Origin of the sequence: Microcoleus anatoxicus, assembly GCF_042465725.1 — a bacterium.
GTDB classification, from domain to species: Bacteria; Cyanobacteriota; Cyanobacteriia; order Cyanobacteriales; family Microcoleaceae; genus Microcoleus; species Microcoleus anatoxicus.
In genome coordinates, this window is sequence record NZ_CP120853.1 from 1,064,159 (window position 1) to 1,090,410 (window position 26,252).

The 26,252-nt window shown below is 45.3% G+C and carries 18 protein-coding genes; 17 read left to right on the forward strand and 1 reads right to left on the reverse strand.

Annotation, left to right across the window (positions count from 1 at the left end):
- The first annotated feature begins 33 nt into the window (after window positions 1–33).
- Window positions 34–294 carry a glutathione S-transferase family protein gene (locus P2A85_RS04530; protein WP_377477799.1) on the forward strand — a complete coding sequence of 87 codons (261 nt, stop codon included), beginning with the start codon at window positions 34–36 and terminating at the stop codon, window positions 292–294.
- The gene (locus P2A85_RS04535) at window positions 294–722 is read left to right on the forward strand and encodes a hypothetical protein (protein WP_377477801.1); all 429 of its coding nucleotides are present in this window, start codon (window positions 294–296) and stop codon (window positions 720–722) included. Before P2A85_RS04530 ends, P2A85_RS04535 begins: the two co-directional genes overlap by 1 nt.
- 101 nt (window positions 723–823) lie before the next feature.
- Here P2A85_RS04535 and P2A85_RS04540 read toward each other — a convergent pair whose 3' ends face one another.
- The gene (locus P2A85_RS04540) at window positions 824–1,714 is read right to left on the reverse strand and encodes an ABC transporter permease (protein ID WP_377477803.1); all 891 of its coding nucleotides are present in this window, start codon (window positions 1,712–1,714) and stop codon (window positions 824–826) included.
- 303 nt (window positions 1,715–2,017) lie between these two features.
- Between P2A85_RS04540 and P2A85_RS04545 the strand changes: the two genes are divergently transcribed.
- The 15 genes from P2A85_RS04545 (at window position 2,018) to P2A85_RS04615 (ending at window position 26,248) form a co-directional block, all read left to right on the forward strand.
- A complete protein-coding gene (locus P2A85_RS04545) occupies window positions 2,018–3,697 on the forward strand; it encodes a glycoside hydrolase family 44 protein (RefSeq protein ID WP_377477804.1) in 1,680 nt (559 codons plus the stop codon).
- 252 nt (window positions 3,698–3,949) lie between these two features.
- Window positions 3,950–5,062, forward strand: coding sequence for an SPFH domain-containing protein (locus P2A85_RS04550; RefSeq protein ID WP_377477805.1), 1,113 nt, complete (start codon window positions 3,950–3,952; stop codon window positions 5,060–5,062).
- Window positions 5,063–5,755: 693 nt separating this feature from the next.
- Window positions 5,756–6,070, forward strand: coding sequence for a YkvA family protein (locus tag P2A85_RS04555; protein ID WP_340517602.1), 315 nt, complete (start codon window positions 5,756–5,758; stop codon window positions 6,068–6,070).
- Window positions 6,071–6,336: 266 nt separating this feature from the next.
- Window positions 6,337–7,377, forward strand: coding sequence for a UDP-3-O-(3-hydroxymyristoyl)glucosamine N-acyltransferase (gene lpxD, locus P2A85_RS04560; RefSeq protein ID WP_340517604.1), 1,041 nt, complete (start codon window positions 6,337–6,339; stop codon window positions 7,375–7,377).
- Window positions 7,378–7,614: 237 nt separating this feature from the next.
- Window positions 7,615–9,108, forward strand: a complete 1,494-nt coding sequence (gene glgA / locus P2A85_RS04565) for a glycogen synthase GlgA (protein WP_377477806.1) — start codon at window positions 7,615–7,617, stop codon at window positions 9,106–9,108.
- Between the two features lie 673 nt (window positions 9,109–9,781).
- Window positions 9,782–11,848: a hypothetical protein gene (locus P2A85_RS04570; protein ID WP_377477807.1), complete on the forward strand. Its 2,067-nt coding sequence runs from the start codon at window positions 9,782–9,784 to the stop codon at window positions 11,846–11,848.
- Window positions 11,849–12,158: 310 nt separating this feature from the next.
- Entirely contained in the window at window positions 12,159–13,706 is a 1,548-nt protein-coding gene (locus P2A85_RS04575; RefSeq protein WP_377477808.1) for a PfkB family carbohydrate kinase, read from the forward strand.
- 2 nt (window positions 13,707–13,708) lie between these two features.
- Window positions 13,709–14,338: a D-glycero-alpha-D-manno-heptose-1,7-bisphosphate 7-phosphatase gene (locus P2A85_RS04580; protein WP_377477810.1), complete on the forward strand. Its 630-nt coding sequence runs from the start codon at window positions 13,709–13,711 to the stop codon at window positions 14,336–14,338.
- Window positions 14,339–14,525: 187 nt separating this feature from the next.
- Window positions 14,526–15,515 carry an NAD-dependent epimerase/dehydratase family protein gene (locus P2A85_RS04585; RefSeq protein WP_377477811.1) on the forward strand — a complete coding sequence of 330 codons (990 nt, stop codon included), beginning with the start codon at window positions 14,526–14,528 and terminating at the stop codon, window positions 15,513–15,515.
- A gap of 58 nt (window positions 15,516–15,573) precedes the next feature.
- Entirely contained in the window at window positions 15,574–16,539 is a 966-nt protein-coding gene (locus P2A85_RS04590; RefSeq protein ID WP_377477812.1) for a thiamine pyrophosphate-dependent dehydrogenase E1 component subunit alpha, read from the forward strand.
- Window positions 16,536–17,612, forward strand: a complete 1,077-nt coding sequence (locus P2A85_RS04595) for an alpha-ketoacid dehydrogenase subunit beta (RefSeq protein ID WP_377477813.1) — start codon at window positions 16,536–16,538, stop codon at window positions 17,610–17,612. The genes P2A85_RS04590 and P2A85_RS04595 overlap by 4 nt, the downstream gene beginning before the upstream one ends.
- 33 nt (window positions 17,613–17,645) lie before the next feature.
- Window positions 17,646–18,791, forward strand: coding sequence for a DegT/DnrJ/EryC1/StrS family aminotransferase (locus P2A85_RS04600; protein WP_377477814.1), 1,146 nt, complete (start codon window positions 17,646–17,648; stop codon window positions 18,789–18,791).
- 9 nt (window positions 18,792–18,800) lie between these two features.
- Window positions 18,801–19,934: a DegT/DnrJ/EryC1/StrS family aminotransferase gene (locus tag P2A85_RS04605; protein WP_377477815.1), complete on the forward strand. Its 1,134-nt coding sequence runs from the start codon at window positions 18,801–18,803 to the stop codon at window positions 19,932–19,934.
- A complete protein-coding gene (locus tag P2A85_RS04610; RefSeq protein ID WP_377477816.1) occupies window positions 19,931–20,923 on the forward strand; it encodes an NAD-dependent epimerase/dehydratase family protein in 993 nt (330 codons plus the stop codon). The genes P2A85_RS04605 and P2A85_RS04610 overlap by 4 nt, the downstream gene beginning before the upstream one ends.
- A gap of 30 nt (window positions 20,924–20,953) precedes the next feature.
- Window positions 20,954–26,248: a tetratricopeptide repeat protein gene (locus tag P2A85_RS04615; protein WP_377477817.1), complete on the forward strand. Its 5,295-nt coding sequence runs from the start codon at window positions 20,954–20,956 to the stop codon at window positions 26,246–26,248.
- The last annotated feature ends 4 nt before the right edge of the window (window positions 26,249–26,252 follow it).

The window sequence follows — 26,252 nt, forward strand, 5'->3', positions numbered from 1 at the left end:
TCTGGCAATTCTTGACTATCTTGAGTCGAGACTGTGTTGAGATTCTTTGAAGGTTTGTTGGACGATCGCCCTTTTTTCGCTAGCAATCATGTAACTTTAGCAGATTGCGTTGCCGGTACTGTCGTGCCTTTGTTATCCTGGGTTGGTGTATCCATAGACGGATATCCGAAAATTCAAGCTTGGTGCGATCGCCTAATCTCCCGTCCCTCATTCCAGCAAACCCAATTCACCAAAGCAGACTTGGCGGCTTTCGCATCAAGGAGACAAAAATTTCTCGAACAATCTCCAGCATAATGAATAAATTAATTGTCAAGGAATCGCTCTTTTTCCTAGCTGTTTTCACCTGCATCCAACTTCCGATTGTAGCAATGGCGCAGCCCGCAACTCGATCGAACTACGAATCAATTAACGTCAAACAGTTCCTGGGCGATCGCCAAATTACAGTTTCCACTCCCAAAGATATCGCATCAAAACTCTTTAGTAGCGATCGAGAATCTGAAGGTAGAAAAAGCGATGCAATTTCGGTGGAATATCCCCGGCGAGAAACAGCAGTAATTGTGCATACAGTCATTGGTTTAGCTGACGATTCTGTCGCTGGAATGCGCCACCGCATCGAACTTGCATTCAAGCAAAATAAGTGGGAAATTGTCTGGATAGGGCGACAATCGAAGTGTCAGCCAAATCGCGGACATCAAAATTGGGCGGCGGGTCGTTGTAAGTAGGAAAAATGATAGATTTTAGATCGCCAATCCCCCGATCTTCACCGTGGGAGCAGTCTAAAATCTAACATCTAACATCGCACAACGATCGCACAAAATTCTGGTTAAGCAAATCTCCGTCGCAACAGAGGTTGAATGCTCAACAATGCTACTGCATCAAAGGCTAGCAAGACTAACAACGCTCCTCCAAAGGTGACATTACCCCAGGGAGCTTGCATGACGACACTTGCTAGGGACCAATCGCTGTGCAGGTACAAATAGCGGATGGGTTCGATCGCATAACTGAGAGGATTGAGTGTCACCACAACTTGCAACCACTCTGGCATAAAGGACAGCGGCGCGAGGGCTGTGCTGGCAAATAATAGTGGTAAGTTAGTAACAAAAATTACCGCAATTAATTCTACGTGACCGGGAAGAGCGAAGGCTAAACCGAGACTCAAACCCGTGACTCCCAAAACTAACAACAGGACTATGAGGGCGATCGCCCCTAGTCCGGCAATTCCAGGGAATCCCGCGCCCAAGAATGCGCCCGCGGTGACAATTGCGCCGGTTTGGATGAAGCTGAGGGTGACGATGAAAATAGCCGAAGCTAGGACGATGGAAAATCTGGAAGCTAGGGGCGCGACTAATAGGCGGTTGAGAAATCCGAATTCGCGATCGAACATAATCGGCAAACCGGCATTCAGCGCCCCTGCAAAGGCAGTAAAAACGATGACACCAGCGCCGAGAAATTGTCCGTAATTTTGGCTTTCTCCGAACAAGCCGGCGGGTGCATTTTCAAACAGCGCGCCGAACAAAACCAACCACATCAGTGGCTGAATAATTCCTGCAACTAGCGTCGAGGGGCGGCGCTGTAATTGAATAAACAGGCGCTTGGTTAATGCGAGTGTTTCTTGGATGAAATCGCCCAGCAGGGAACTCGAAGTGTCAGCGGATGGCGTAGCGAGTGGCCGCTGCTGGTTGAGGTTGTTGGGGGATGTAACAGTACCGCTCATAATTGCTGATTTTGATTAAATCGAACTCTCTTTAGGGTAGCAAGTCTGGAGGAATTGGTGTTAGGTGGGCGATCGCCCTTACAATTGTTGGGGGTCAATGCCTTTTTCTCGCAACAATTCTATTAAAGCTTACTTAGCGCTGCTGTTGCTGTTGTCCCACAATTAAACACTATAGCCTTTCGAGCTCTCCTATGAGGTAAGATCGAGAATTGGTAATAGGTAATTGGTAATAGGTAATTAGTAATGCCCTATACCCCTTACCTAGTACCTACCTAACTGAGAAAGGCTATATACCATAAATTAATGAATCCACGATTTTCATTCCATTCTCCCGAAAATAAACCTTGTTGGCTTGTCCTATTTTTATTCGGTTTAATCGGTGCTTTCGCAATTGCCCTAACCACAGTCTCTATCAAAAATGGCATCGCCCAAACCAGTAGTTTAACCTTGTCTGTTGATGTTACAGCCGATCGCCATTCGATCAGTCCCGACATCTATGGTATGAATGATTATGCGATCGATCCGGCCCTAGCCCAAGAATTACGAATTCCAGTGGAACGCTGGGGCGCCAATCACACCAGTCGCTACAACTGGCTAGTCGATTCCTCCAACGTTGGTGATGACTTCTTTTTCATGGGTGGCGGCGACAATAAAAATCCTATTCCGGGGGATTCTATAGATAAAATTATCAAAACTAACCGCACCAATGGTAGTAAAAGTATTGTTACTATTCCCATGATTGGCTATATCAATAAGTTTAGCACTTGGAACTGCGGTTTTAGAGTATCGAAATATGGGCGGCAAGAAAAAACTAATCCTTACATTTTTCCAGAAGGTGATAAATGCGGCAATGGGAAGCGTCCAGATGGTACTGTAATTACTAATAATAATCGGCTGGATGTCAGTATTGTTAGCGACCCAAATTTTCAAAAGCGGTGGGTTCAACACTTAGTTAAAACCCACGGTACTGCCGCTAAAGGTGGTGTCCAAATTTACCAAATGGACAACGAACCAAGTGGCTGGGGAAATACTCACCGCGATGTTCATCCAGAACCGACGAGTTATGATGAATTGCGCGATCGCACTTACCAATATGCTTCCATGATAAAAGCGACAGATCCTAGCGCTAAGGTACTGGGACCATCGGATTTTGGCTGGCCTGTCTATGTGGATTCTGGGGTTGAGGGCGATCGCCAAAAACACGGTGGTGTCTGGTTTGCGCGCTGGTATTTGCAGCAAATGCGCGCTTACGAAAAAAACAAAGGTGTGCGGATTCTCGATTATTTTGACGAACACTATTATCCTTCGGCGGAGAATACCTGTATAGCCCTTTGTCCCGCCGGTGATGCCAAAACCCAAGCGCTGCGGCTGCGATCGACTCGTTCTCTCTGGGATGCAACTTATACTGATGAAAGTTGGATTGGAAAATACAATCCTCCCCTCACAATTCTTCCCAGATTTAAACAGTGGATAAAGCAAGATTATCCAGGTACAAAACTGGCAATTACTGAATACAATTGGGGCGCTTTAGACTCGATAAATGGGGCTTTGACCCAGGCAGATATCCTGGGCATTTTTGGGCGGGAACAAGTGGATTTAGCTACGCTCTGGGGACCTCCTCAGTCATCGGAACCGGGGGCTTATGCTTTCCGAATGTACATGAATTATGATGGCAAAGGTGGTAAGTATGGTGATACTTGGGTGCGCTCCCGTAGCACTAATCAAGGACTTTTATCAATCTATGGTGCTCATCGGAGTATAGACGGTGTTTTGACCCTGGTAATTATTAATAAAACTCAGAATAATATCACTAGCAATTTGAGTTTGAAAGGGTTTAATCCAGGGGGTAAGGCTCAAGTTTATACTTACAGCAAGGCGAATTTGGGGGCGATTGTGCGTCAGAGGGATTTGGGTGTCAGCGCTGCGGGATTTGGGGCTACTTACCCAGCGAATTCTATAACTTTGGTGGCGATTCCCAAGTAGTTATAATTGAGGGATAAACTATTTTTTGACAATCGCAATTAACTAAGCAGTTAATTGCTTCTATATTTGACTCCAAACAGCATCTAGATGACTCTGGCTACCAACTAGATGCAAACTAGATTCAGTCCGGGCTGAATCACCCGGAGTCCTGAAGTATACAATAGAGGTTGCTGAACCGGCACACTGCCCGATCGCTCGCCCCCAGCAATTTGTTACCCTAACAGTAGAATCTCCCTTCCCTCAACTCCTCCCATGAACAACGCTTCTCCCCTGATTCAAACCGTTACACCCGAACGCTGGGCCGGCTTTAGCATGGACTTTATTGGGGCCGGTTACGCGGGTTTGGTGGTCAAAAACGGTCGCGTGGTGCGTACCCTGAAAGCGGGACGCCATTTCACCTTTGCCCTTCCCTTACTGGAACAGTGTCAAATTGTCCTGGTAGATACCAAACTGCGTAACTTGGACGTGCAATCCCAAGGAGATTTTTTGTCGAAAGACCGGTTTTTAATTGATGCTACACTGACAGTTATTTATCAAGTTATAGACCCCAAAAGAGTAGCTTTGGAATTGTCAGATCCCATCGCAGCTTTAGCAAGTGCTGTGAAAGATTGCATGGGAGTTGCGATCGGGCAAATTCCCCTCAACCAGCTTATTAGTCAAGGAAGGCTGTTGCTGCGTCAAAATTTACTCGATCGCGTCCAAGATTTCTACACTTTAGGATTCACCTTAGAAGATGTCAGAATTGGCGATGTCAGCTTTCCCGAAACTAACGGAGTGATTCGCCAAGTTGAAGGAATGAGCGCCAGACAAGAAGCAGAAAATTCCGCCTCCCTACAAATGAGAATTGCCGAAGCAGGGCGGCCAATTCTGCCTCAAGCTCCCGTACAACAGTTAAACTTAATATCAGCTCAATCTCCTGCAAGTCTGCCAACTTCTGATAGCGCCGGATGCGATCGCGATTTACAAGAACTGACAGCACAACTGGCTCAAAATAGTTTACCATCCGCCCAGAATCGCCCCCAACTTGCACCGACGGTATTGGCAAGTAGCGATCGCCAAACAACCGCACACTTAGTATACAAACTTTCAGGACAGGCGATCGCCCTCACCACCAATCCCTTTACTATCGGACGGGAACCGAGCAATACTTTAGTGTTACAAGATCCGCAAAGTTCCCGCTACCATGCTCAAATCCGTCGGGCCAATGACGAACAAGGAAAACAGCGGTATCAGCTTGTGGATTGTGGCAGTTCCAATGGTACTTTTGTTGGCGGACAAAGACTGGCGGCTCAGGAACCTTTTTGGCTAACGAGTGGTTGCGAAATTGCGATCGGCGACCAAAAATGGACGTTTCAAGGTTCGTAAGGGGGAGGATTTTGGGGATTAAATTCATGGTCGAGCACTTTTTCAACTACGGGTATTTTATGATACTAACTTTTACAATCTGTACTTAGACAATTTGTGTCGATATTGAGGTTTTCAGTAATTATTAAAATGGGAGGATGATAGCTAGATAGAAAATTAGATGATGCTGAGAATCAATAAATAGGTTGAGTGGTACAATTTTTAGCCTTAAAAAATGTTCGTTTTTGCTGAATTTGAGTGATAAAAGTGTCGGTAATTCCGCCGATCGACCTGTTCAAAATATTGAAAAATATGAGTTTCATTTTATACTAAAAAACTGTTCACTACAGAACCGTTTGAAAATTGAAAATAGCAGTAGGTGACAGAACACTAATTTGAAATTGACAGCAGTCCAATCTAAGACGGGGAGGGTAGGCATTCTTGGCACTACTCCCCCTCACAGACGATTTTGGATGTGTTTCACAGATTGGGGCAACCACGGGGGGATTGCCCCTACAAAGAATGAAACAGCGGGAGCATCCCATTTTTGCAAATATATCCGTAGGGGCGGTTAGGGGGAGGTGGCCCAATTCCCAGTGCCCAATTCCCCATACTTCCAAGTAGCATTCTCTAACCAACCCTAGGGGGGATATCTCCACAAACGTTTCGAGGGAGAATCTGTAAAGATTGAAAATATAAGTAGAGGACAACCCCATGAACTTTTCTATACAATCTGTTTACAACTGGTATCGTGACACCATCCGCAACCCCAAGTACCGCTGGTGGATTATTTTGGGAACCCTAGCATATCTCGTAAGCCCGATCGACATTGCGCCCGATTTCCTGCCGGTGGTTGGACAAATTGACGATGTGGCGATCGCCGTGCTACTGATTTCGGAAGTTTCCCAAATGTCGATCGACTATTTTAAATCCCGCCAAGCTCAGACAAATTCCACATCTGAAGCCACCGGCAGCCCTTCTGAAGCTAAAACCAGCACCGTTGATGTCGATGCAGTTTCCGTACAATAACTGCGAAAAATAATTCCTGTTAGAGCCCTGGCTTGGCAAAAAAGTCGGGGCTCTTGCTATGGTGTAGTCGCCTGATATCAATTCCGGTTGTATCGTCAGGTGATTTAACCGCGAAGGCGCTAAGGACGCGAAGGAAGAGAAGAGAGAGTTCAATACAGGACGATGAAGAGAGGATTTTATAGGAGTTTTTTGATGCTGCTCAGACCGTGCTCCAAACCTGCTAATTTTAACAATGGTAAATCCCTGTTAATCACACATTTTTATAGATGAAATTTAGCCAAGTCGTAGAAAAACTGAATTTAGCCAGCAGTCGCACACTCACAGCGTCGGTGGCTACCGATCCTGAAATTACTGGTGCCGCCCCAGTTGATGAAGCTGCATCGGACAAAATCAGTTATATAGAAGGTGCGAAATTTGCCTCCCATGCAGCCTCGACAAATGCTTCTGCCTTAATTTTGCCCTTAGATGAAAGCCTCCAGGCTGAATGTGACGATCGCCACATTGCTTGGATAGCCGCACCCGATCCGCGACTGCTGTTTGCTCAAACCATCGCCCTGTTTTATCAACCGTTTCGCCCAACCTCAGAAATCCATTCCTCTGCCACCATTCACCCCACAGCACAAATTGGTGAAAATGTCTATATAGGCCCCCACGCCGTGATTCAACCTGGAGTGAAAATTGGCAGCAATGTTTGCATTCATCCCAATGTGGTAATTTACCCAGATGCGGAAATAGGCTCTGGCACTGTTTTACACGCTAACTGTGTGATTCACGAACGTACTCGCATTGGGGCAAATTGCGTGATTCATAGCGGTGCGGCGATCGGGAGCGAAGGTTTTGGGTTCGTGCCGACAGCGACAGGGTGGGTGAAAATGGAGCAGTCTGGCTGCACTGTTTTGGAAGATGGCGTTGAGGTGGGTTGCAACAGCACCATTGACAGACCCGCTGTTGGAGAAACTCGCATTGGTCAAAATACCAAGATTGACAATCTAGTACACGTCGGTCATGGCTGTCAAGTTGGGAAAAATTGCGCCTTTGCTGCTCATGTTGGCATGGCTGGTGGGGTCAAAATTGGTAATAATGTGATTTTGGCTGGTCAAGTCGGGATTGCTAATCAAGCTAAAATTGGAGATGGGGCGATCGCCACAGCGAAAGCTGGAATTCATAGTGATGTGGCACCAGGGGCGATCGTGACTGGTGTGCCGGCAATTCCCCACAAACTATTTCTCAAAGCCGCAGCCGTCTACAACCGCCTTCCAGAAATGTACCAATCTTTGAGGCAAATTCAGCGCCAGCTCGATCGATAGTCAGTTGACTGTTGACTGTTGTCAGTTGACTGTTGACTGTTGTCATTCTGGCTTAACTACCTTTTTATTTCTTAGTCTTGGAGTGGACTTTGTTTGACTATTAAGCGATTTCAACCGCCGAATGATAAAGGGAGTGGCTTTTTATTTCCAATGGCGGACTTGCTTATTGACCTAAAAATCATATAATTTGTCAAATTAAGAAAATATTTTTGATTCACCTAGGAGTTAACACGAAAAATGTACATCGTACAAATTGCCTCTGAATGCGCCCCCGTCATCAAAGCAGGAGGCTTGGGCGACGTAGTTTATGGTTTGAGTCGGGAGTTGCAGAATTCTGGCCATGCAGTGGAGATTATTCTACCCAAGTACGACTGCATGAGGTATGACCACATTTGGGGATTGCACGATGCCTATCGGGATCTCCCAGTCCCTTGGTACGGTGGCGAAATCCTGTGTGATGTTTTTTGTGGCTGGGTGCACGGGCAATTGTGTTTTTTCATTGAACCTCGTTCTCAAGATAACTTTTTTAACCGTGGCTGTTATTACGGTTGCCATGATGACAATATGCGCTTTGCTTTCTTCAGCAAAGCCGCTTTGGAATTTTTACTCAGAACTAACAAACGCCCTGATGTTATCCACTGTCACGACTGGCAAACTGGTTTGGTGCCAGTCATGTTATTTGAAATTTACAAATATAATTGGATGGAAAATCAGCGAGTCTGCTATACCATTCACAATTTCAAACATCAAGGTATGGGCGGTAGCGAAATTCTGCAAGCAACTGGTTTGAATCGAGAGGATTATTATTTTCAGTACGATCGCCTCCAAGATAATTTTAACCCTTTTGCCATCAACTTTATGAAAGGTGGCATTGTTTACTCGAACTTTGTCACCACTGTATCGCCACACCACGCTTGGGAAGCTCATGTGGGTGAGTTTGGCTACGGTTTAGGGCACACTTTGCATTTATATCAAGATAAGTTCCGTGGAGTTCTCAACGGTATTGATTATGATGTGTGGAATCCGGAAAGCGATCGCTACATTCCTCACCACTACACTCAGGAAGATTTGGCTGGAAAAGCGAAAACTAAACAGGCTTTACGCGATCGACTTTTGCTGCGAGATGCTGACAAGCCAATCATTACCTTTATCGGTCGTTTAGATGACCAAAAAGGCGTTCATCTCGTCCACCACGCCCTTTACTATGCTCTCAATAAAGGAGCACAGTTTGTGCTTCTAGGTTCGGCTACGGAAGCGGGAATTAATGCACATTTCCAGCACGAAAAATGGTTTTTAAATGACAATCCAGACTGCCATTTGGAACTCGGATTTAATGAGGAACTTTCCCACTTGATTTATGGTGGTGCCGATCTAATTGTGGTTCCGAGCAATTACGAACCCTGTGGGCTGACTCAGATGATCGGGTTGAGGTATGGGACAGTGCCTGTGGTGCGGGGAGTTGGAGGTTTGGTGAATACTGTGTTCGATCGCGATTACGACAGCAACCATCTCCCAGAAGTACGCAATGGCTATGTATTTTACCAAAGCGACTACTATGCTCTAGAATCTGCAATGGATCGGGCGCTCGGCTTGTGGTATGACTATCACGATGAATTTGAAAAATTGGTGGTTCAAGGCATGAATTGTGATAATTCGTGGAAATATCCAGCTAAAGATTATGTAGAAATTTACGAGCTAATTAGACATATAGCAGTCCTAAATGAGTCGTAAAGTTTTTTACCCCACCCCAACCCTCCCCTTATTAAGGTCCGGGAGTAAGAAATTCACAAATGATTTAGGATTGCTATATTACAGGTGAATAGAAACGCCGAATTTCGACCCAACCCCTCTTCTTGCAGAAGGGGGGTTTTAAAATTTTTTACATCCCAAGCATTGCAGGGAAAGGGGCTGGGGAGTTAATTCGGGTTATTGGTTGGCCTGTGGTGATATTCGTTAAGGTATTTTTGCGGTAATATGTATCGTCAGTGCGATCGCCTAGGATTCCGCGCTGAGGACTTGTGGATCATACCGGTGCTGTGGGAACATCCTGAGAGGGGCTGCGGTCTGGTATGTTCGTGGGTGGTGATGGCTTGAGTTCCTTGGGGGCGATGGCAAAACTTACTCCCAATTGTGGTAGGCTTTTGGGAAATCATTCTCGAAGTGCGTTGTCCTAGCGCGAATGGGGGTTTTAGCAATTCGGCTGGGTGGGGTTTCGGGCGATCGTCGAGGAGTTTGAGACAATATGGGGTGAAAATATCGAGTAAGAACGCTAACTTTTATTAAGTTGTGGTGAAATTACTTATAATCACTGGTTGAACGCTAAATTTGATACTACTGTCCAGCAGTCCATATTTTCATCGTTAGCTGTGTCAGATAACTTGAGAGTTTGCATTTTGAGGAAAAAATGAGTAAGTGGACAAGAACCTTTACTTTTAAAGGTAAAGAGCTATATTACAATCGGATAAAATTTAATAATCCGACAGAAAGAGCAGTAGAAATTTCTATCGCCTTTGATTTTATTGCCAATCTGGAAAATACTCAAAAAATCCTAGAAGTGGGCAACGTACTCTCTCACTACGAAAACTCATTGAGCGAAAACATGGGTGTGAGAACGAGACGAATTATAGATAAATTTGAAGTAGACCTCGGTGTAGAAAATGAAGATTTGATGGACCTGCCCTCAGCGGAAAAATATGATGCAATAGTATCAATTTCCAGTGTAGAACACATAGGGCAAGCCGGAGATCCTTCGGGAGGCTATGGCGAAAAAACACAGTCGCGCGATCTCGAAGGTCCCTTGAAGGCGATCGCCAAAATATACGATTTGCTGGCTATGAATGGAAAAGCCTTGATAACAGTTCCTTTTGGCAGACTTACAGATGCAGAATGGTACATTCAGTTTAGCAAAGAGTATTTAGAAGTTTTATGGAAAAAATATGGCATTCCCAAAAATGCCATATCCGCAAACTATTTAAAGCTAATAGATAGAGAAACAGCAGACGATAAGCATTATATGCTTTGGAGAGAAGTAGATGTTCTCGAACTTAGGGATAGCGAATACGGATGGCCTTGGTCACAGGCAAATTCAATTGCAATAATAGAACTATCCAAGGTTTCAAGCGACTTTAATCTTAACTTAAATGTAGAACCAACAGATTTATATTACCATATGACCTACGAACAACGGAGAGAGTTTGAACAGTGCAAGTCCCAACTGCATCAGAGTCAAAGAGAGTTGGCGCAGTCACAATCGCAATTATATCAAACTCAGGCAGAGCTAGAGCAATCTCTGACCCAATTGAATCAAACTCAAAAAGAGTTAGAAGTAGTCCAAGGTCAAATTTATCCCGTTCAAGGAGAATTGGAACTCGCGCAAGCTCAGATTTATCAAACTCAGGAGGAGTGCGATAGATTTCAGTCGCAACTATATCAAGCTCAGGAAGAGTTGGAAAAAGTTCATCCCCAACTACATCAAACTAGAAGCGATTTGGAAATATCCCAGTCACAACTTTACAAAACTCAGGGAGAGTTGGAATTAACCCAAGCTCAACTTTATCAAGCTCAGGAAGATCGCGATCGATTTGAGTCGCAAATGTATCAGGCTCAGGAAGATTGTGAATTAATACAAATTCAACTCCATCAAATTCAGGAAGAATTGGAACTATCCCAAGCCCAACACCATCAAATTCTGGGAGAATTAGAAATATCCCAAGCAGAACACTATCAAACTCGGCAAGAATTGGAACAGTCACAGTCGCAACTGTACTCGACTCAGCAAGAATTAGAAATATCCCAAGCAGAACACCATCAAACTCGGCAAGCATTGGAACAGTCGCAGTCCCAACTTTACTCGACTCAGCAAGCATTGGAACTCTCCCAAGCAGAACACCATCAAACTCGGCAAGCATTGGAACAGTCGCAGTCCCAACTTTACTCGACTCAGCAAGCATTGGAACTCTCCCAAGCAGAACACCATCAAACTCAGCAAGCATTGGAACTCTCCCAAGCCGAACACCATCAAGCATTGGAACAGTCGCAGTCCCAACTTTACTCGACTCAGCAAGCATTGGAACAGTCGCAGTCCCAACTTTACTCGACTCAGCAAGCATTGGAACAGTCTCAGTCACAACTGCACCAAACTGCGGGGGAATTAGAGAGATCGCGTTTTGAGGAAAATACGGTCAACAATCCAGATCAAAGCAATCAGGTGCAGTACGGCGTTCTAGTCTGGGAAGCCTGGTATGCTTATCGCAACAACGATAGGACTGGAATGTCTCGTTCTTTACAGAAATCCTTGAATTGTACGCCTTTCTCACGAACAGCAACAGTAATGAATTGGTTAGAAAATTTTGGTCGCTTTTCTTTAGAAAAAGGTGAGTATTTTGATACGAACTCCCTGAGTAATTCGCTGGAATGGAAAGAATTGATCCAGCGTGTTCTGGCTGTTAAAACCCAAGTAGGGCGGATCTAGGTTCAGGTGGCGGGAACATTAGTCTTAAATCCAAGTCTTTTGTTTAAAATAGCCACTTGAAAGATCTAATAAGACGGGCATTATTAGGATAATAGTCTGTTTGTAGCTCGGCGATTAAAAGTGTTCAGGGATAGTGTCGCATCAATAAAACCTGCTGCGGTTTGGGTGAACAAAGTCAGTTCATTTCAGACTCAAGTTTGTAGACGGGCGATCGCGAACATCACCTAGTATATTTATAAAAACTGGGATGATCCGGTATTGTATGGTGGCAAGCCCGTCTGAGTTAGAAAGTACACAATTTAGTTCACAGATGCTGACAAAAAACACAGAAAAATATCTTGATTTTGAAACTTGTAAACAGGTACTTGCTAAGGTCCGAGAACAGAACCGCAAGATAGTTCTCTGTCATGGGGTGTTTGATTTGCTTCACCCCGGTCACATTGCCCATTTGCAAGAAGCCAAAGCTTTAGGAGATGTATTGGTAGTTTCCATTACCGCAGCTCCTTATGTCAACCGAGGCCCTGGGAGACCGGTTTTTTCTGACGATTTGCGACTTTATTCTCTTGCCTCTTTAGCTTGCGTAGACTATGTGCTATTAGCTCCTGTTGCCACAGCTTTAGATGTACTCGATCGAGTTCAGCCAAATTTTTACTGCAAAGGTCACGAATATGCTGACCACAGTCAAGATGTTACTAAAAATATTGACCGGGAAGCCGATCGAGTTCAAGCCTACGGTGGTGAAATTCGCTATACAGGCGAGATTGTCTTTAGCTCAACAAAGCTTCTGAATAACTACACCGATGTGTTGCCACCGCATATCAAAAGCTATGCCATTCAATTAAGCCAACAATACCCTTTTGATGAAATTCGTAAGGGCGTTGATGCGATGCAAAAACTCAAAGTCTTAGTGTTGGGGGACGTCATTATTGATGAATTTGTCCACTGTACAGTGCAGGGCTTGACTTCTAAAGGCAGAGTTATTTCGACTCGCTTTTTGAAGAAAGAACAGCATTTAGGAGGTTCTTTGGCTATTGCTCGCCACATTGCTAGTTTTGTAGACTCTGTAACTGTGGCTGGTGTCGTGGGAAATGAACCCGACATTCACAGCTTGATTTTGAATAATATAAATGGCGGTATTCGGCTAGATTTGCAATATGAAAATGGTGCAGCCACGGTCACTAAACGCCGTTACATTGAGCGGCAGGGAATGAGAGATAATTACAGCAAGTTGTTTTCTATTAATGAGCTGCAAGAAGAAGGACCTGCTCCCAGTCAGCGGCAAAATTTGTTAGATCGTTTACGGAAAACGATTCGGGATTATGATCTGGTGGTGGTTGCAGATTACGGACATGGATTGCTAGATGCTGAACTCATGGATTTGGTTCAAAGTGAATCTCCATTTTTAGCTTTGAACTGCCAAACAAATAGTGCAAATTACGGCTATAACTTAATTACTAAGTACCGCCGAGCTGATGTTTTTTGCTTGGACGAACAAGAACTACGTTTAGCTTTTTCTAGCCGTTACGGAGACCACAATTATCTACTTAAAGGCTTGTTCCAGCATCTAGATGCTCAACAAGGATGGCTGACTTTGGGTTCTTCGGGAGCCTTGGGAATGAATGCTAAAGGAGAAGAAGATTTGAGTCCGGCAATGACGCTGGCGGTGAAGGATACAATTGGGGCGGGTGATGCGTTTTTTGCTCTGGCTAGCTTGAGTGCGAAATTGGAATTGCCGATCGCAGTTGGTTCGCTACTAGGGAATTTGGCTGGGGCAATTTCAGCTAATACTCTAGGGAATGCTGAACCTGTAGAAAAATCTCGGTTGTTGAAATTTGCTACTACAGTTTTAAAGGTATAAAGATGGCATATTTTACCAAGCCGCAAGCAATTTTGTGCGATCGCGATGGTACTCTAATTCAAGATAGCCACTTCCTGAGCCACCCCGACCAAATTGAGTGGGTTCCGGGAGTGCTGGAGGCACTAAAATTCCTGAAGACTCAGGACATCTCAGTATTGGTGGTGACTAATCAATCGGGAGTGGCTAGGGGTTATTTCCCAGTGGAGGCAGTGGAGGCAGTTAATGATAAGATGCGGCAGGATGCTGAAGCTGCGACCGGGGCGATCGCCGATTTTTATTACTGTCCCCATCATCCGCAAGGTCAAGTTATCAAGTATAGTTATGTTTGTGAGTGTCGCAAGCCGTCGCCTGGGTTATTTCTCCAAGCGATCGCCCACCATAGTTTAGATCCGACGCTATGCTGGGCGATCGGGGATAGACTCAGGGATTTAGAGCCTGGTTTGAAGTTAGGTATGAAAGCCTTTTTGGTTAAAACTGGCTATGGAATACAGGAACAGCAAGACTTGTCTAAATCTCCATTTTACGAGCAAATAACCGTAGTTTCATCAATGCCAGAAATTATTAATTTAATTCCAAATGAGCGTAATTATCCGCAGTCAAAAAAGTTTAACGTAACACATTCAGTGGGATAATTAATATTAGACATATGGAAGAAAGGCAGTCAAGGGTTTATTCACCCCCACGGGTGGTCAGAAACCGGGTTTTTTATCGAATCTGCGATGCTCCAACAAAGTTTTTCGTGAAAAAACCCGGTTTCTAGGCCCCCATGCGTCCAGGACTACCAAGTTGAAAGTAATTGAGTAATTTAGGGTGAATCAAATGCAACAAGTTTTAGTCACAGGCGGAGCGGGTTATGTGGGGGCTGTTCTAGTCCCTAAACTCCTGCAAGCTGGATATCGAGTTAAGGTTGTGGATTTGTACATTTATGGAGAAGATGTTCTATCCTCCGTCAAAGATCATCCTGGGTTAGAAGAGATTAAGGGAGATATTCGCGATCGCCCACTCCTCGAAAAAATTCTACCCGGATGCGATGCTGTCATCCATCTAGCTTGCATTTCCAACGATCCGAGTTTTGAATTAGATCCAGACCTCGGTAAATCGATTAACTACGATGCTTTTGTTGACTTAGTAGATGTCGCCAAAAACAGCGGTGTCAAACGGTTTATTTATGCTTCTTCTTCCAGCGTGTACGGCATCAAAGAAACCGAAAATGTTAGCGAAGAACTGCCACTAGAACCGTTAACAGATTATTCCAAGTATAAAGCAATGTGCGAGGATGTATTGCTGGCAAACCGCGAACCGGGGTTTGTTACCTTGATTCTGCGGCCGGCAACCGTCTGCGGTTATTCCCCTCGTTTGCGGCTGGATTTGACAGTGAATATTCTCACTAACCACGCTGTCAATAATGGTAAAATTACCGTGTTTGGCGGCGAACAGAAGCGGCCAAACATTCACATTGAGGATATGACCGACCTTTATATCAAGTCCCTCGAATTGCCAGATGATGCGATCGATGGCAAGATTTTCAACGCGGGTTATGAAAATCATACGGTGATGCAAATTGCTCAAATGGTGCGAAATGTGGTAGGAAAACAAGTAGAAATTGTCAGCACACCGACCAATGACAACCGCTCTTATCACATTTCATCGGAGAAGATTAAGAGGGAACTGGGGTTTGTGCCTCAGCACACAATTGAAGATGCCGTCCAGGATTTGGTGAAGGCTTTTCAGGCAGATTTGATTCCTAATCCGATGACGGATAGCCTTTATTACAATATTAAAGTCATGCAAGAAATTCACCTGAAGTAAGTAAATGGTTAGCAATTAAGCCGATCCAATTTGTCTATAAAATTCAGGTAAAATAACCATGCCTCCCGAATTGCCGAAACAACTATTTTTCACAATGCTCCGCATCCGCCTGGTAGAGGAGAAAATTGTTGAACTTTATCCTCAACAGGAAATGCGCTGCCCGATACACTTGTCTATCGGTCAAGAAGCGATCGCCGCTGGCGTTTGTGCCACGCTTTACCCGACTGATGCCGTTTTTAGCAATCACCGAGCTCACGGTCACTATTTAGCAGCCGGAGGCAACTTAAAAGCTTTTTTAGCTGAGATGTACGGTAAAGCCACCGGTTGCTGTCAAGGTAAAGGCGGATCGATGCACTTGATCGATTTGGAGGCCGGATTTATGGGTTCTGCTCCCATTGTCGGCGGCACAATACCTGTGGCGGTAGGCGCTGCTATGGGAGCCGTCATGCAAGGATTAAACAAAGTAGTGGTAGTATTCTTCGGAGAAGCCACCACAGAAGAAGGTGTTTTTCACGAAAGTGCTAATTTCGCTGCGTTAAAAAATCTACCTGTGGTTTTTGTTTGCGAAAACAACTTGTACTCCGTGTACACGGGGATGAGCGAACGCCAACCCCTAGGGCGAGAAGTGTATGCTCTAGCCAAGTCTCACAATATTCCCAGCTTTCAAGGGGATGGAAATGATGTTGCAGAAGTTTATCAGATGACCGCTGAAGCGGTGCAACGTGCAAGGAGTGGTGGTGGGCCAACTTTTCTGGAGTTCAAAACTTATCGGTGGCGGGAACATTGTGGGCCGAACTACGACAATGACTTGGGCTATCGCACGGAAGCTGAATTTCAAGAGTGGAAAGTGCGTTGTCCCATTCAACGCACCCAAGCTGAGTTACTAGAGCAAGGGATTCTGACAGCAGAAGACTTGGAGGAGATGACAAGGGTAATCTCCTCTGAGGTAGAGGAAGCGGTCAGCTTTGCCAAAAGTAGCCCCTTCCCCGATCCGCAAATTCTCTTCCAGCATATCTACGCATGAATCCGACTATGATCCAGCGCGAACTAACCTTTGCTCAGGCAATTAAAGAAGCTCTTACTCAGGCGATGGTCGCAGATTCGGCCGTCTATGTCATGGGAGAAGGGGTTCCCGATCCTAAAGGCATTTTTGGCACTACCTTGGGACTGCGGGAGAAATTTGGCAAAGAGCGGGTGCTGGATATGCCGTTAGCTGAAAATGGTATGACTGGCGTGGCAATTGGTTCTGCACTAGCGGGAATGCGCCCGGTTTTGGTGCATCAGCGGGTTGACTTTGCGCTGCTGGCGATGGATCAAATGGTGAACAACGCCGCTAAGTGGCACTATATGTTTGGTGGCAAAGCATCTGTCCCCCTGGTGATTCGCCTAGTCATCGGTCGGGGTTGGGGTCAAGGGCCGCAGCACTCCCAAAGTCTGCAAGCTTGGTTTGCTCATGTGCCGGGGTTAAAAGTGGTGATGCCGACAACGCCTTATGATGCTAAGGGCTTGCTGATTGCCGCGATCGAAGACAATAACCCTGTCATATTTTTTGAACATCGCTGGCTGCACCAAATTTTTGGCCCAGTACCAGAGGAAATGTACCGCGTCCCACTTGGCCAAGCTCGGAAAATCAGAGAAGGTCAGGATGTAACGATTGTTTCAACTTCTTACATGACGCTGGAAGCGTTGCGGGCTGCTGAGTTGTTGTCGCGAGACGGGATAGAAGCAGAAATCGTGGATGTGCGATCGCTCAAACCCTTAGATACCGAAACTATTTTGGAATCAGTACGCAAAACCGGGAGACTGATTGCAGCCGATGCAGCTTGGCGAACCTTGGGTTTTGCCAGCGAAATCCTAGCAATTGTGGCAGAAGAAGCTTATCCTTTTCTTAAATGCAGTCCCAAACGTATCGCTCTTCCTGATGTGTACGCACCATCTAGTCCGGCGATCGCCAACGATTACTATCCCCGCGCTGTTGACATTGTAAATGCTGCCCGCACGATGATGGGTTTGGTCGTACAAACAGAAACAGAATTGGGAATTCTGCGGGAAACTCCCCTGGATGTTCCAGATAAAAGATTCACAGGGCCGTTTTAATACTCACCCAATTAAAACTTATTAAAAATGACAATGCTCCAGGCTCCAATTATCAATTCTCAATCCCAGGTAGAGCGAATCCCTTACGTTGATTTAGCCCAACAGCATGCACTAATCAAGTCCGAAATCTTGGCAGCTATTAGCGAAGTGCTAGACAGCGGGCAGTTTATTTTAGGTGAACAAGTATCCGAATTTGAGCGTCAATTTGCAGAAATGTGCGGTGTCCGCTATGCTGTTGGCGTTAACTCAGGTACGGATGCCTTAATTTTTGCCCTTAAAGCTTTGGGAATCCGCAGTGGTGATGAAGTAATTACAGCACCTAATTCCTTTATTGCTTCAGCAACTTGTATTAGAGTTCTAGGAGCTAAACCGGTCTTTGTGGATGTACGGGATGATTATAATATCGATCCCGATAAAATTGCGGCAGCTATTACTTCTAAAACTAAAGCTATTTTACCAGTTCACCTCACAGGCCGTCCCTGCGATATGGAGCCTATTTTAGAATTGGCAAAAGAGAAGGGATTATATGTGGTGGAAGATGCCGCTCAAGCAGTCTTGGCTGAATATAAAGGTCGGCGAGTCGGTTCATTTGGTACAATAGGTGGGTTTAGTTTGCACCCGCTGAAAACTTTAAATGCTTGCGGCGATGGCGGAGTTCTCACAACAAACGATCCAGAACTGTATGACAAGTTGAAAATTATGCGGAATATAGGTCTTCGCACCCGCGATGACTGTGTGATGTGGTCCCATAATTCTCGGCTAGACACGATGCAAGCTGCAATTTTACTGGTAAAATTACGCTATCTCGAAGCTTGGACTCAACAGCGACGCCAAAATGCCTGTTATTACCAGGCTAGATTGGCAGGAATTGAGCAGGTGAAATTGCCGCTGGAAAAAGAACATGAAAAATGCGCTTACCACACTTTTGTTATTCAAGCAGAACGCCGTGAAGAACTGCGGCAATTTCTGGGAGAAAGGGGAATAGGTACATCAGTTCACTATCCAGTTCCTATCCACTTCTCTACTGTCGGAAAAGAGTTAGGATATGGAGAGGATAGTTTTCCCGTGACTGAACGACAGGCTAATCTAATTTTAAGTCTGCCAGTAAATCAGGGGTTAACAGAGGAGCAGTTAGAGCGTGTTTGCGACAGTATTCAAGCGTTTTATGGTAGTAATTGAAGGGTAAATATGTTAACAAAACAGAGAATGCAAGTCAAGTTTTCTTACCTCGACCGGCAGTTTGCGAATGTTGATGATTATCTGGCGGACGTGCGGGAATTGGTGTTGAGCGGCGATTTTACGCTGGGAGCTCCTGTGACTGAGTTTGAACGTCGGTTTGCTGAATTTTGCCAAATGCCTTACGCGGTTGGGGTGAATTCGGGTACTGATGCTCTGATTTTACCGATGAAAATGCTGGGGATTGGCCCTGGGGATGAGGTAATTACCACCACTAATACTTTCATTGCTACGGTGGGGGCGATCGCGATGACGGGGGCAACTCCTGTATTTGTGGATAATGATGAAGGTTATACGATTGATGTTAACTTAATTGAGGCGGCGATTACTCCCCGGACCAAGGCGATTTTACCAGTCCACTACACGGGTAATGTGGCAGATATGCCTGCGATTATGAAGATTGCGGAAAAACATAATTTGCTGGTTATTGAAGATGCTTGTCAGTCAATTACAGCGGCTAGAGATGGCAAGTATGTGGGTAGTTGGGGAGAAGCGGCTGCTTTTTCGCTCCATCCGTTAAAGAATTTGAATGTTTGGGGTGATAGTGGGATAATTGTGACGCGATCGCAAGAGTTGTACGAAAATTTGCGATTGTTCCGCAATCACGGTTTAATTAACCGCGACGAAGTGGCAATTTTCGGTCACAATTCTCGTTTGGACTCACTACAAGCCGTGATTGGCAATCGGTTAATAGACCAAACTGAGTTTATTACTAATACCAGAATTGCTAATGCGAAACGCCTAGATGAAGCCTTTGCAGATTTAGGTGAGTTCATTCACATTCCCCACCGTCCAGTTAATGTTAAGCACGTTTACCACCTCTACATTTTACGGGTGGAACATCGAGATGAACTACTGACTTATTTGCAGGAAAATGGAGTTGAAGCGAAAATTCATTATCCAATTCCCGTTCACTTGCAAAAAGCCGCTGCTCATTTGGGCTATAAGAAAGGTGACTTTCCAGTAGCAGAGAGAGATTCGCAAGTATCGATCACTTTACCAGCTCACCAACATCTCACCTCAGATGAAATTGATTATATGATCGAGTGCGTGCGCTCATTCTATCTAAAAGGAGGGATGAAATGAGTAAAACCACTTACGTTGTAATTGGCAGTAATTGCTTTACGGGTTGTCACATTGTAGATGCTTTGTTGGATGACCCCGATAATCAAGTAATTGGCGTTAGCAGATCGCCAGAATATAAAGACTTTTTCCTGCCTTACAAAAAACGGAAAAATCCTGATTTTACTTTCCACCAAATTAATAGTGTCAGGGAATTCGATCGCCTGATAGAACTGCTAGACGCAACCAAGCCGGAAGTGGTAATTAATGTGGCTGCTTTGAGTGAGGTAGGGTTGAGCAACTACAGCCCAGTTGAGTATTTTGACATTAATACGACGGCGGTAGTAAAGTTATGCGACCAGCTTAGAATTCGGGATTATCTCAAGTCCTACGTTCACATTTCATCGGCGGAAATTTTTGGCAGTTGTGCGGATAAAGTAACGGAAGAAACGCTGTTCAACCCCAGTACGCCCTATGCTGTTTCTAAGGCAGCCGCGGATATGTACCTGAATAGCATCAGCAAGAACTTTGGGTTTCCGGCGATTATTATCCGATCGACTAATGTGTACGGCAGGCATCAACAACTGTTTAAGATTATTCCCCGAACCGCAATTTACCTAAAAATGGGTAAAACCATTGAACTGCATGGTGGAGGAACCTCAGTTAAGTCGTTTATTCATGTCCGAGATGTTGTCCAGGGTTTATTGTTGGCTTTGAAGCAAGGGAACCCAGGAACTTATCACTTTACCGTTCCGAGCGATCGCACTATTGCTGATATTGTAGGTCAGGTTTGTGCTGGCATGGGGTATGATTTTGAAAAATGCGTTCAGGTTGTAGGTGAGCGATTGGGGCAGGATTCCCAATATCTGCTAGACTGTTCAAGGGCCGAACGGGAACTTTGCTGGCAGCCTCAAGTCTCCTTTGAACAAGGGGTGCAAGAAGTGATAGAGTGGGTTGAAAGTAACTGGTCTGCGATCGAGCAGGAGCCGTTAGTCTATATCCATAAAAATTAAGAGATCGGCTGCATATCTGAAGGATGAAAAATGACAGTAAGCTATTTTGATACGGCAAACAAACTGAAGCTAGAAGGAAGATGGGAGGAAGCGCTCGCATCCTATCGTCAAGCGATTGAGGAAAACCCAAGTTTTTATTGGTCTTACCACAATTTGGGGGATGCTTTGGCTAAGCTGGGTCGTTGGGAAGAAGCTGTCAATGCCTATCAGAGTGCGATCGAACTAAACTCATCTTCACCTTGGGCTCATTACAGTTTAGGGGAAGCTTGGAAAAAAATGGGTAGATTGGATGAGGCGATCGCTTGCTATCAAAAAGCTTTAGAATTAGAGCCAGAAGAGTTGGAAATTCAGCAGAGTTTGGGGAAAGCCTTGCAACGGCGAACCGAGTTGGATTTGGCGAAGGTAATAGCTATGTATCGGCGTACCATAGAGCTAAATCCTGGTTCTGTGGAAGCTTATCAAAATTTGCTAAGGTTACAGCCAGATTCCTGGGAACTGTGGTGGCAATTGGCACAAGTTCTGACACAGCAGAATCAGAGAGAAGGGGCGATCGCAGCTTATCAAAAAGTAATTAATCTCAATCAAAACTACATCCCTGCATATCAAGCCTTAGTGCAATTGCAACCAGAGAAATGGGAAATGTGGTGGGAGTTGGGGAATGCCTACGCAAAAGTCGCTCAAGAGAAGGAAGCTCTAGAGGCATATCAGCGAGTTCTCGTACTTAATCCAACTGTGTTGCAAAATTCGCAAATTTTTCTAATTCAATCACCTCCCTGGGGAACATGGTGGGAGTTGGCCAATCTTTTGAAGCAACAGGGGAATCTGGATGAAGCAATATCAATATATCAAAAGGCTACTTCTATCCAATTAGACTTAGCATTTCGTACCCAAGCTTATAACAAACTTGGTGAAGTGTATTACTCTCAAAGTAAGCTAGGAAAGGCAGTAGAAAGTTACCAACAAGCCCTCGCCCTGAAACCAGACTGGGCCGAGGGTCACTGGCAGTTAGGGAATGCTTTGTGGCAACAGGGAGAAAAAGACGCAGCGATCGAAAGTTACCAACAAGCCCTCACTCTGAAACCAGACTGGGCCGATGCCCGCCTACAGTTAGGAAATGCCTTGCTAGAGCAAAGACAACAAGAGGCAGCGATCGAAAGTTACCAACAAGCCCTCACCCTGAAACCAGACTGGGCCGAGGGTCACTGGCAACTTGGTAGTGCTTTGCTAGAACAAGGACAACAGGTTGAAGCCATAAAAAGTTACCAACAAGCCATCACCCTAAAACCAGACTGGGCCGAGGGTCACTGGCAACTTGGTAGTGCTCTGTGGCAACAGGGACAACAGGTTGAAGCCATAAAAAGTTACCAACAAGCCCTCACTCTGAAACCAGACTGGGCCGAGGGTCGCCTCCAGTTAGGAAATGCCTTGCTAGAACAAGGACAACAGGTTGAAGCCATAGAAAGTTACCAACAAGCCCTCACTCTAAAACCAGACTGGGCAGACGCCCACTGGCAACTTGGTAGTGCTTTGTGGCAACAAGGACAACAAGAGGCAGCGCTCAAAAGTTACCAACAAGCCCTCACCCTGAAACCAGACTGGGCCGAGGGTCACTGGCAACTTGGTAGTGCTTTGTGGCAACAAGGACAACAGGTTGAAGCCATAAAAAGTTACCAACAAGCCCTCACTCTGAAACCAGACTGGGCAGACGCTCACTGGCAACTTGGTAGTGCTTTGTGGCAACAGGGACAACAAGAGGCAGCGCTCAAAAGTTACCAACAAGCCCTCACTCTGAAACCAGACTGGGCCGAGGGTCGCCTCCAGTTAGGAAATGCCTTGCTAGAGCAAGGACAACAAGAGGCAGCGCTCAAAAGTTACCAACAAGCCCTCACTCTGAAACCAGACTGGGCAGACGCTCACTGGCAACTTGGTAGTGCTTTGTGGCAACAAGGACAACAAGAGGCAGCGCTCGAAAGTTACCAACAAGCCCTCACTCTGAAACCAGACTGGGCCGAGGGTCGCCTCCAGTTAGGAAATGCCTTGCTAGAACAAGGACAACAGGTTGAAGCCATAGAAAGTTACCAACAAGCCCTCACTCTGAAACCAGACTGGGCAGACGCTCACTGGCAACTTGGTAGTGCTTTGTGGCAACAAGGACAACAAGAGGCAGCGCTCGAAAGTTACCAACAAGCCCTTACCCTAAAACCAGACTGGGCAGATGCTCGCCTCCAGTTAGGAAATGCCTTGCTAGAACAAGGACAACAGGTTGAAGCCATAGAAAGTTACCAACAAGCCCTCACTCTGAAACCAGACTGGGCAGACGCTCACTGGCAACTTGGTAATGCTTTGCTAGAACAAGGACAACAGGTTGAAGCCATAAAAAGTTACCAACAAGCCCTCACTCTGAAACCAGACTGGGCCGAGGGTCGCCTACAGTTAGGAAATGCCTTGCTAGAGCAAGGACAACAAGAGGCAGCGCTCAAAAGTTACCAACAAGCCCTTACCCTAAAACCAGACTGGGCAGACGCGCACTGGCAGTTAGGAAATGCTTTGCTAGAGCAAGGACAACAAGAGGCAGCGCTCAAAAGTTACCAACAAGCCCTCACTCTGAAACCAGACTGGGCCGAGGGTCGCCTACAGTTAGGAAATGCCTTGCTAGAACAAGGACAACAGGTTGAAGCCATAGAAAGTTACCAACAAGCCCTCACTCTAAAACCAGACTGGGCAGACGCCCACTGGCAGTTAGGAAATGCTTTGCTAGAGCAAGGACAACAAGAGGCAGCGCTCAAAAGTTACCAACAAGCCCTCACTCTGAAACCAGACTGGGCAGACGCTCACTGGCAACTTGGTAGTGCTTTGTGGCAACAAGGACAACAAGAGGCAGCGCTCGAAAGTTACCAACAAGCCCTTACCCTAAAACCAGACTGGGCAGATGCTCGCCTCCAGTTAGGAAATGCCTTGCTAGAACAAGGACAACAGGTTGAAGCCATAGAAAGTTACCAACAAGCCCTCACTCTGAAACCAGACTGGGCAGACGCTCACTGGCAACTTGGTAGTGCTTTGTGGCAACAAGGACAACAAGAGGCAGCGCTCGAAAGTTACCAACAAGCCCTTACCCTAAAACCAGACTGGGCAGATGCTCGCCTCCAGTTAGGAAATGCCTTGCTAGAACAAGGACAACAGGTTGAAGCCATAGAAAGTTACCAACAAGCCCTCACTCTGAAACCAGACTGGGCAGACGCTCACTGGCAACTTGGTAATGCTTTGCTAGAACAAGGACAACAGGTTGAAGCCATAAAAAGTTACCAACAAGCCCTCACTCTGAAACCAGACTGGGCCGAGGGTCGCCTACAGTTAGGAAATGCCTTGCTAGAGCAAGGACAACAAGAGGCAGCGCTCAAAAGTTACCAACAAGCCCTTACCCTAAAACCAGACTGGGCAGACGCGCACTGGCAGTTAGGAAATGCTTTGCTAGAGCAAGGACAACAAGAGGCAGCGCTCAAAAGTTACCAACAAGCCCTCACTCTGAAACCAGACTGGGCCGAGGGTCGCCTACAGTTAGGAAATGCCTTGCTAGAACAAGGACAACAGGTTGAAGCCATAGAAAGTTACCAACAAGCCCTCACTCTGAAACCAGACTGGGCAGACGCTCACTGGCAACTTGGTAGTGCTTTGCTAGAGCAAGGACAACAGGTTGAATCAATAAAAAGTTACCAACAAGCTCTCACCCTGAAACCAGACTGGGCCGAGGGTCACTGGCAACTTGGTAGTGCTCTGTGGCAACAGGGAGAACCAGACGCAGCGATCGAAAGTTACCAACAAGCTCTCACCCTGAAACCAGACTGGGCCGATGGTCACTGGCAACTTGGCAGTACACTATCGCAGCAAGGAAAATTGGAGCAGGCAATAGCTAGTTATCAAAGGGCTCTTGACATCTATCAAGAAAAGATTACTAACCAGTCAGAGTTAGCCCAATTGCACATTAATCTAGGCAACATACTTTTAGATCAAAAAAAGTTTAAGGAAGCTTTTAAAACTTATGAGCAGGCGCTGAAAATTCAACCTAATTTTTCTGAAGAAGTAATTGCCAATTATAAAAATTACCTAACTATAAACCCCCAGTTCGTGGAACTATATTTACCGTTAATCAAACTATTGGTTGACGTTAGAAAATTTGCCGAAGCTTATCAAAGCTATGTGTGCGTCAAGGAAATAAACAGCAAGTTGGTGTCAGGGATAGTTGATATTTATCAAAATGCGATAGCTATTAAACCAGACTCTAACTTATACTTGCATTTAGGCGAAATCTTCCAAGACCAAAACCAGCTTGAAGAAGCCTCTAATAGCTATGAACGAGCCGTTCACGCCCAACCTGATTCAATACGGGCTCACCTCCAGTTAGGAATGGCATTGCGGAGCCAAGGTAAAGTAGATCAAGCATTTAGCTGCTGCCAGCGAGCTCTTGAAATTGATCCTAATTCAGCAATTGCTTACTACAGACTGGCAGACATATTTTTGACCCAAGGAAAACGTGATGATGCTCTTCGCTGCTATTATCAATCAAACAAAATTAAATTTGCCGAATTGCGAGGTCAAGGAAATACAGGAGGAATGTGTTTTTTCCCATTACAAAGATCGGGAAGTGTTTATACTAACTATGCTCTGAGCCGGGGATTATCTATACCTTTTGCGTCAGATCCAACCGTTGGGGGACATAACACAATTGGACAATATTTAGTCCAAACTTCATTAGAAAATCACAGATTAAAAGATTGTATTATTACAGGCCATGTTTTAGCTTCTACATTTAACCTTTTACTCTTAAGTTTGTATGTAGATCGATTGGTTGTTCATGTTCGCGATCCCCGCCAAACAACACTCTCAATGATTTACTATATGCAAAACTTATGGAAGCGCTCTCCGATTATTACCTTAAGTTCCTCGATTACAGAAAAATATTTTTCAATGTCTTTGACAGACCAAATAAGTTGGCAGATAGAGAATTGGGGTTTGCCGGAGATAATCAAATGGATAGAAGGTTGGGTAGATGCTGAAGAAGATCCATTGTTTTATCCTAAAATATTATTTACTAGGAATGAGGATTTAGCAACAGACCCCGAGAGTTTTTTCGAGTCTATTTTGAATTTTTATGAAATAGAAAAATCGCGATTTACTTTTCCGATCCCTCCAGAATTTAAGGCTGGTACACATAATCGAAAAGGGCAAATTGATGAGTGGCGGGAAGTATTTACACCAGAACAAGCTGAAAAAGCTTCTAGCATGATTCCCGAAAGACTTATCAAAAGGTTTGGATGGCCTGCTAAATAAAAAT

Bases quoted from the DNA above. Each gene is read 5' to 3' on its own strand.
- P2A85_RS04535 (WP_377477801.1), top strand. From the start codon at position 294: ATGAATAAATTAATTGTCAAGGAATCGCTCTTTTTCCTAGCTGTTTTC.
- P2A85_RS04540 (WP_377477803.1), bottom strand. From the start codon at position 1,714: ATGAGCGGTACTGTTACATCCCCCAACAACCTCAACCAGCAGCGGCCA.
- P2A85_RS04545 (WP_377477804.1), top strand. From the start codon at position 2,018: ATGAATCCACGATTTTCATTCCATTCTCCCGAAAATAAACCTTGTTGG.
- P2A85_RS04550 (WP_377477805.1), top strand. From the start codon at position 3,950: ATGAACAACGCTTCTCCCCTGATTCAAACCGTTACACCCGAACGCTGG.
- P2A85_RS04555 (WP_340517602.1), top strand. From the start codon at position 5,756: ATGAACTTTTCTATACAATCTGTTTACAACTGGTATCGTGACACCATC.
- lpxD (WP_340517604.1), top strand. From the start codon at position 6,337: ATGAAATTTAGCCAAGTCGTAGAAAAACTGAATTTAGCCAGCAGTCGC.
- glgA (WP_377477806.1), top strand. From the start codon at position 7,615: ATGTACATCGTACAAATTGCCTCTGAATGCGCCCCCGTCATCAAAGCA.
- P2A85_RS04570 (WP_377477807.1), top strand. From the start codon at position 9,782: ATGAGTAAGTGGACAAGAACCTTTACTTTTAAAGGTAAAGAGCTATAT.
- P2A85_RS04575 (WP_377477808.1), top strand. From the start codon at position 12,159: ATGCTGACAAAAAACACAGAAAAATATCTTGATTTTGAAACTTGTAAA.
- P2A85_RS04580 (WP_377477810.1), top strand. From the start codon at position 13,709: ATGGCATATTTTACCAAGCCGCAAGCAATTTTGTGCGATCGCGATGGT.
- P2A85_RS04585 (WP_377477811.1), top strand. From the start codon at position 14,526: ATGCAACAAGTTTTAGTCACAGGCGGAGCGGGTTATGTGGGGGCTGTT.
- P2A85_RS04590 (WP_377477812.1), top strand. From the start codon at position 15,574: ATGCCTCCCGAATTGCCGAAACAACTATTTTTCACAATGCTCCGCATC.
- P2A85_RS04595 (WP_377477813.1), top strand. From the start codon at position 16,536: ATGAATCCGACTATGATCCAGCGCGAACTAACCTTTGCTCAGGCAATT.
- P2A85_RS04600 (WP_377477814.1), top strand. From the start codon at position 17,646: ATGCTCCAGGCTCCAATTATCAATTCTCAATCCCAGGTAGAGCGAATC.
- P2A85_RS04605 (WP_377477815.1), top strand. From the start codon at position 18,801: ATGTTAACAAAACAGAGAATGCAAGTCAAGTTTTCTTACCTCGACCGG.
- P2A85_RS04610 (WP_377477816.1), top strand. From the start codon at position 19,931: ATGAGTAAAACCACTTACGTTGTAATTGGCAGTAATTGCTTTACGGGT.
- P2A85_RS04615 (WP_377477817.1), top strand. From the start codon at position 20,954: ATGACAGTAAGCTATTTTGATACGGCAAACAAACTGAAGCTAGAAGGA.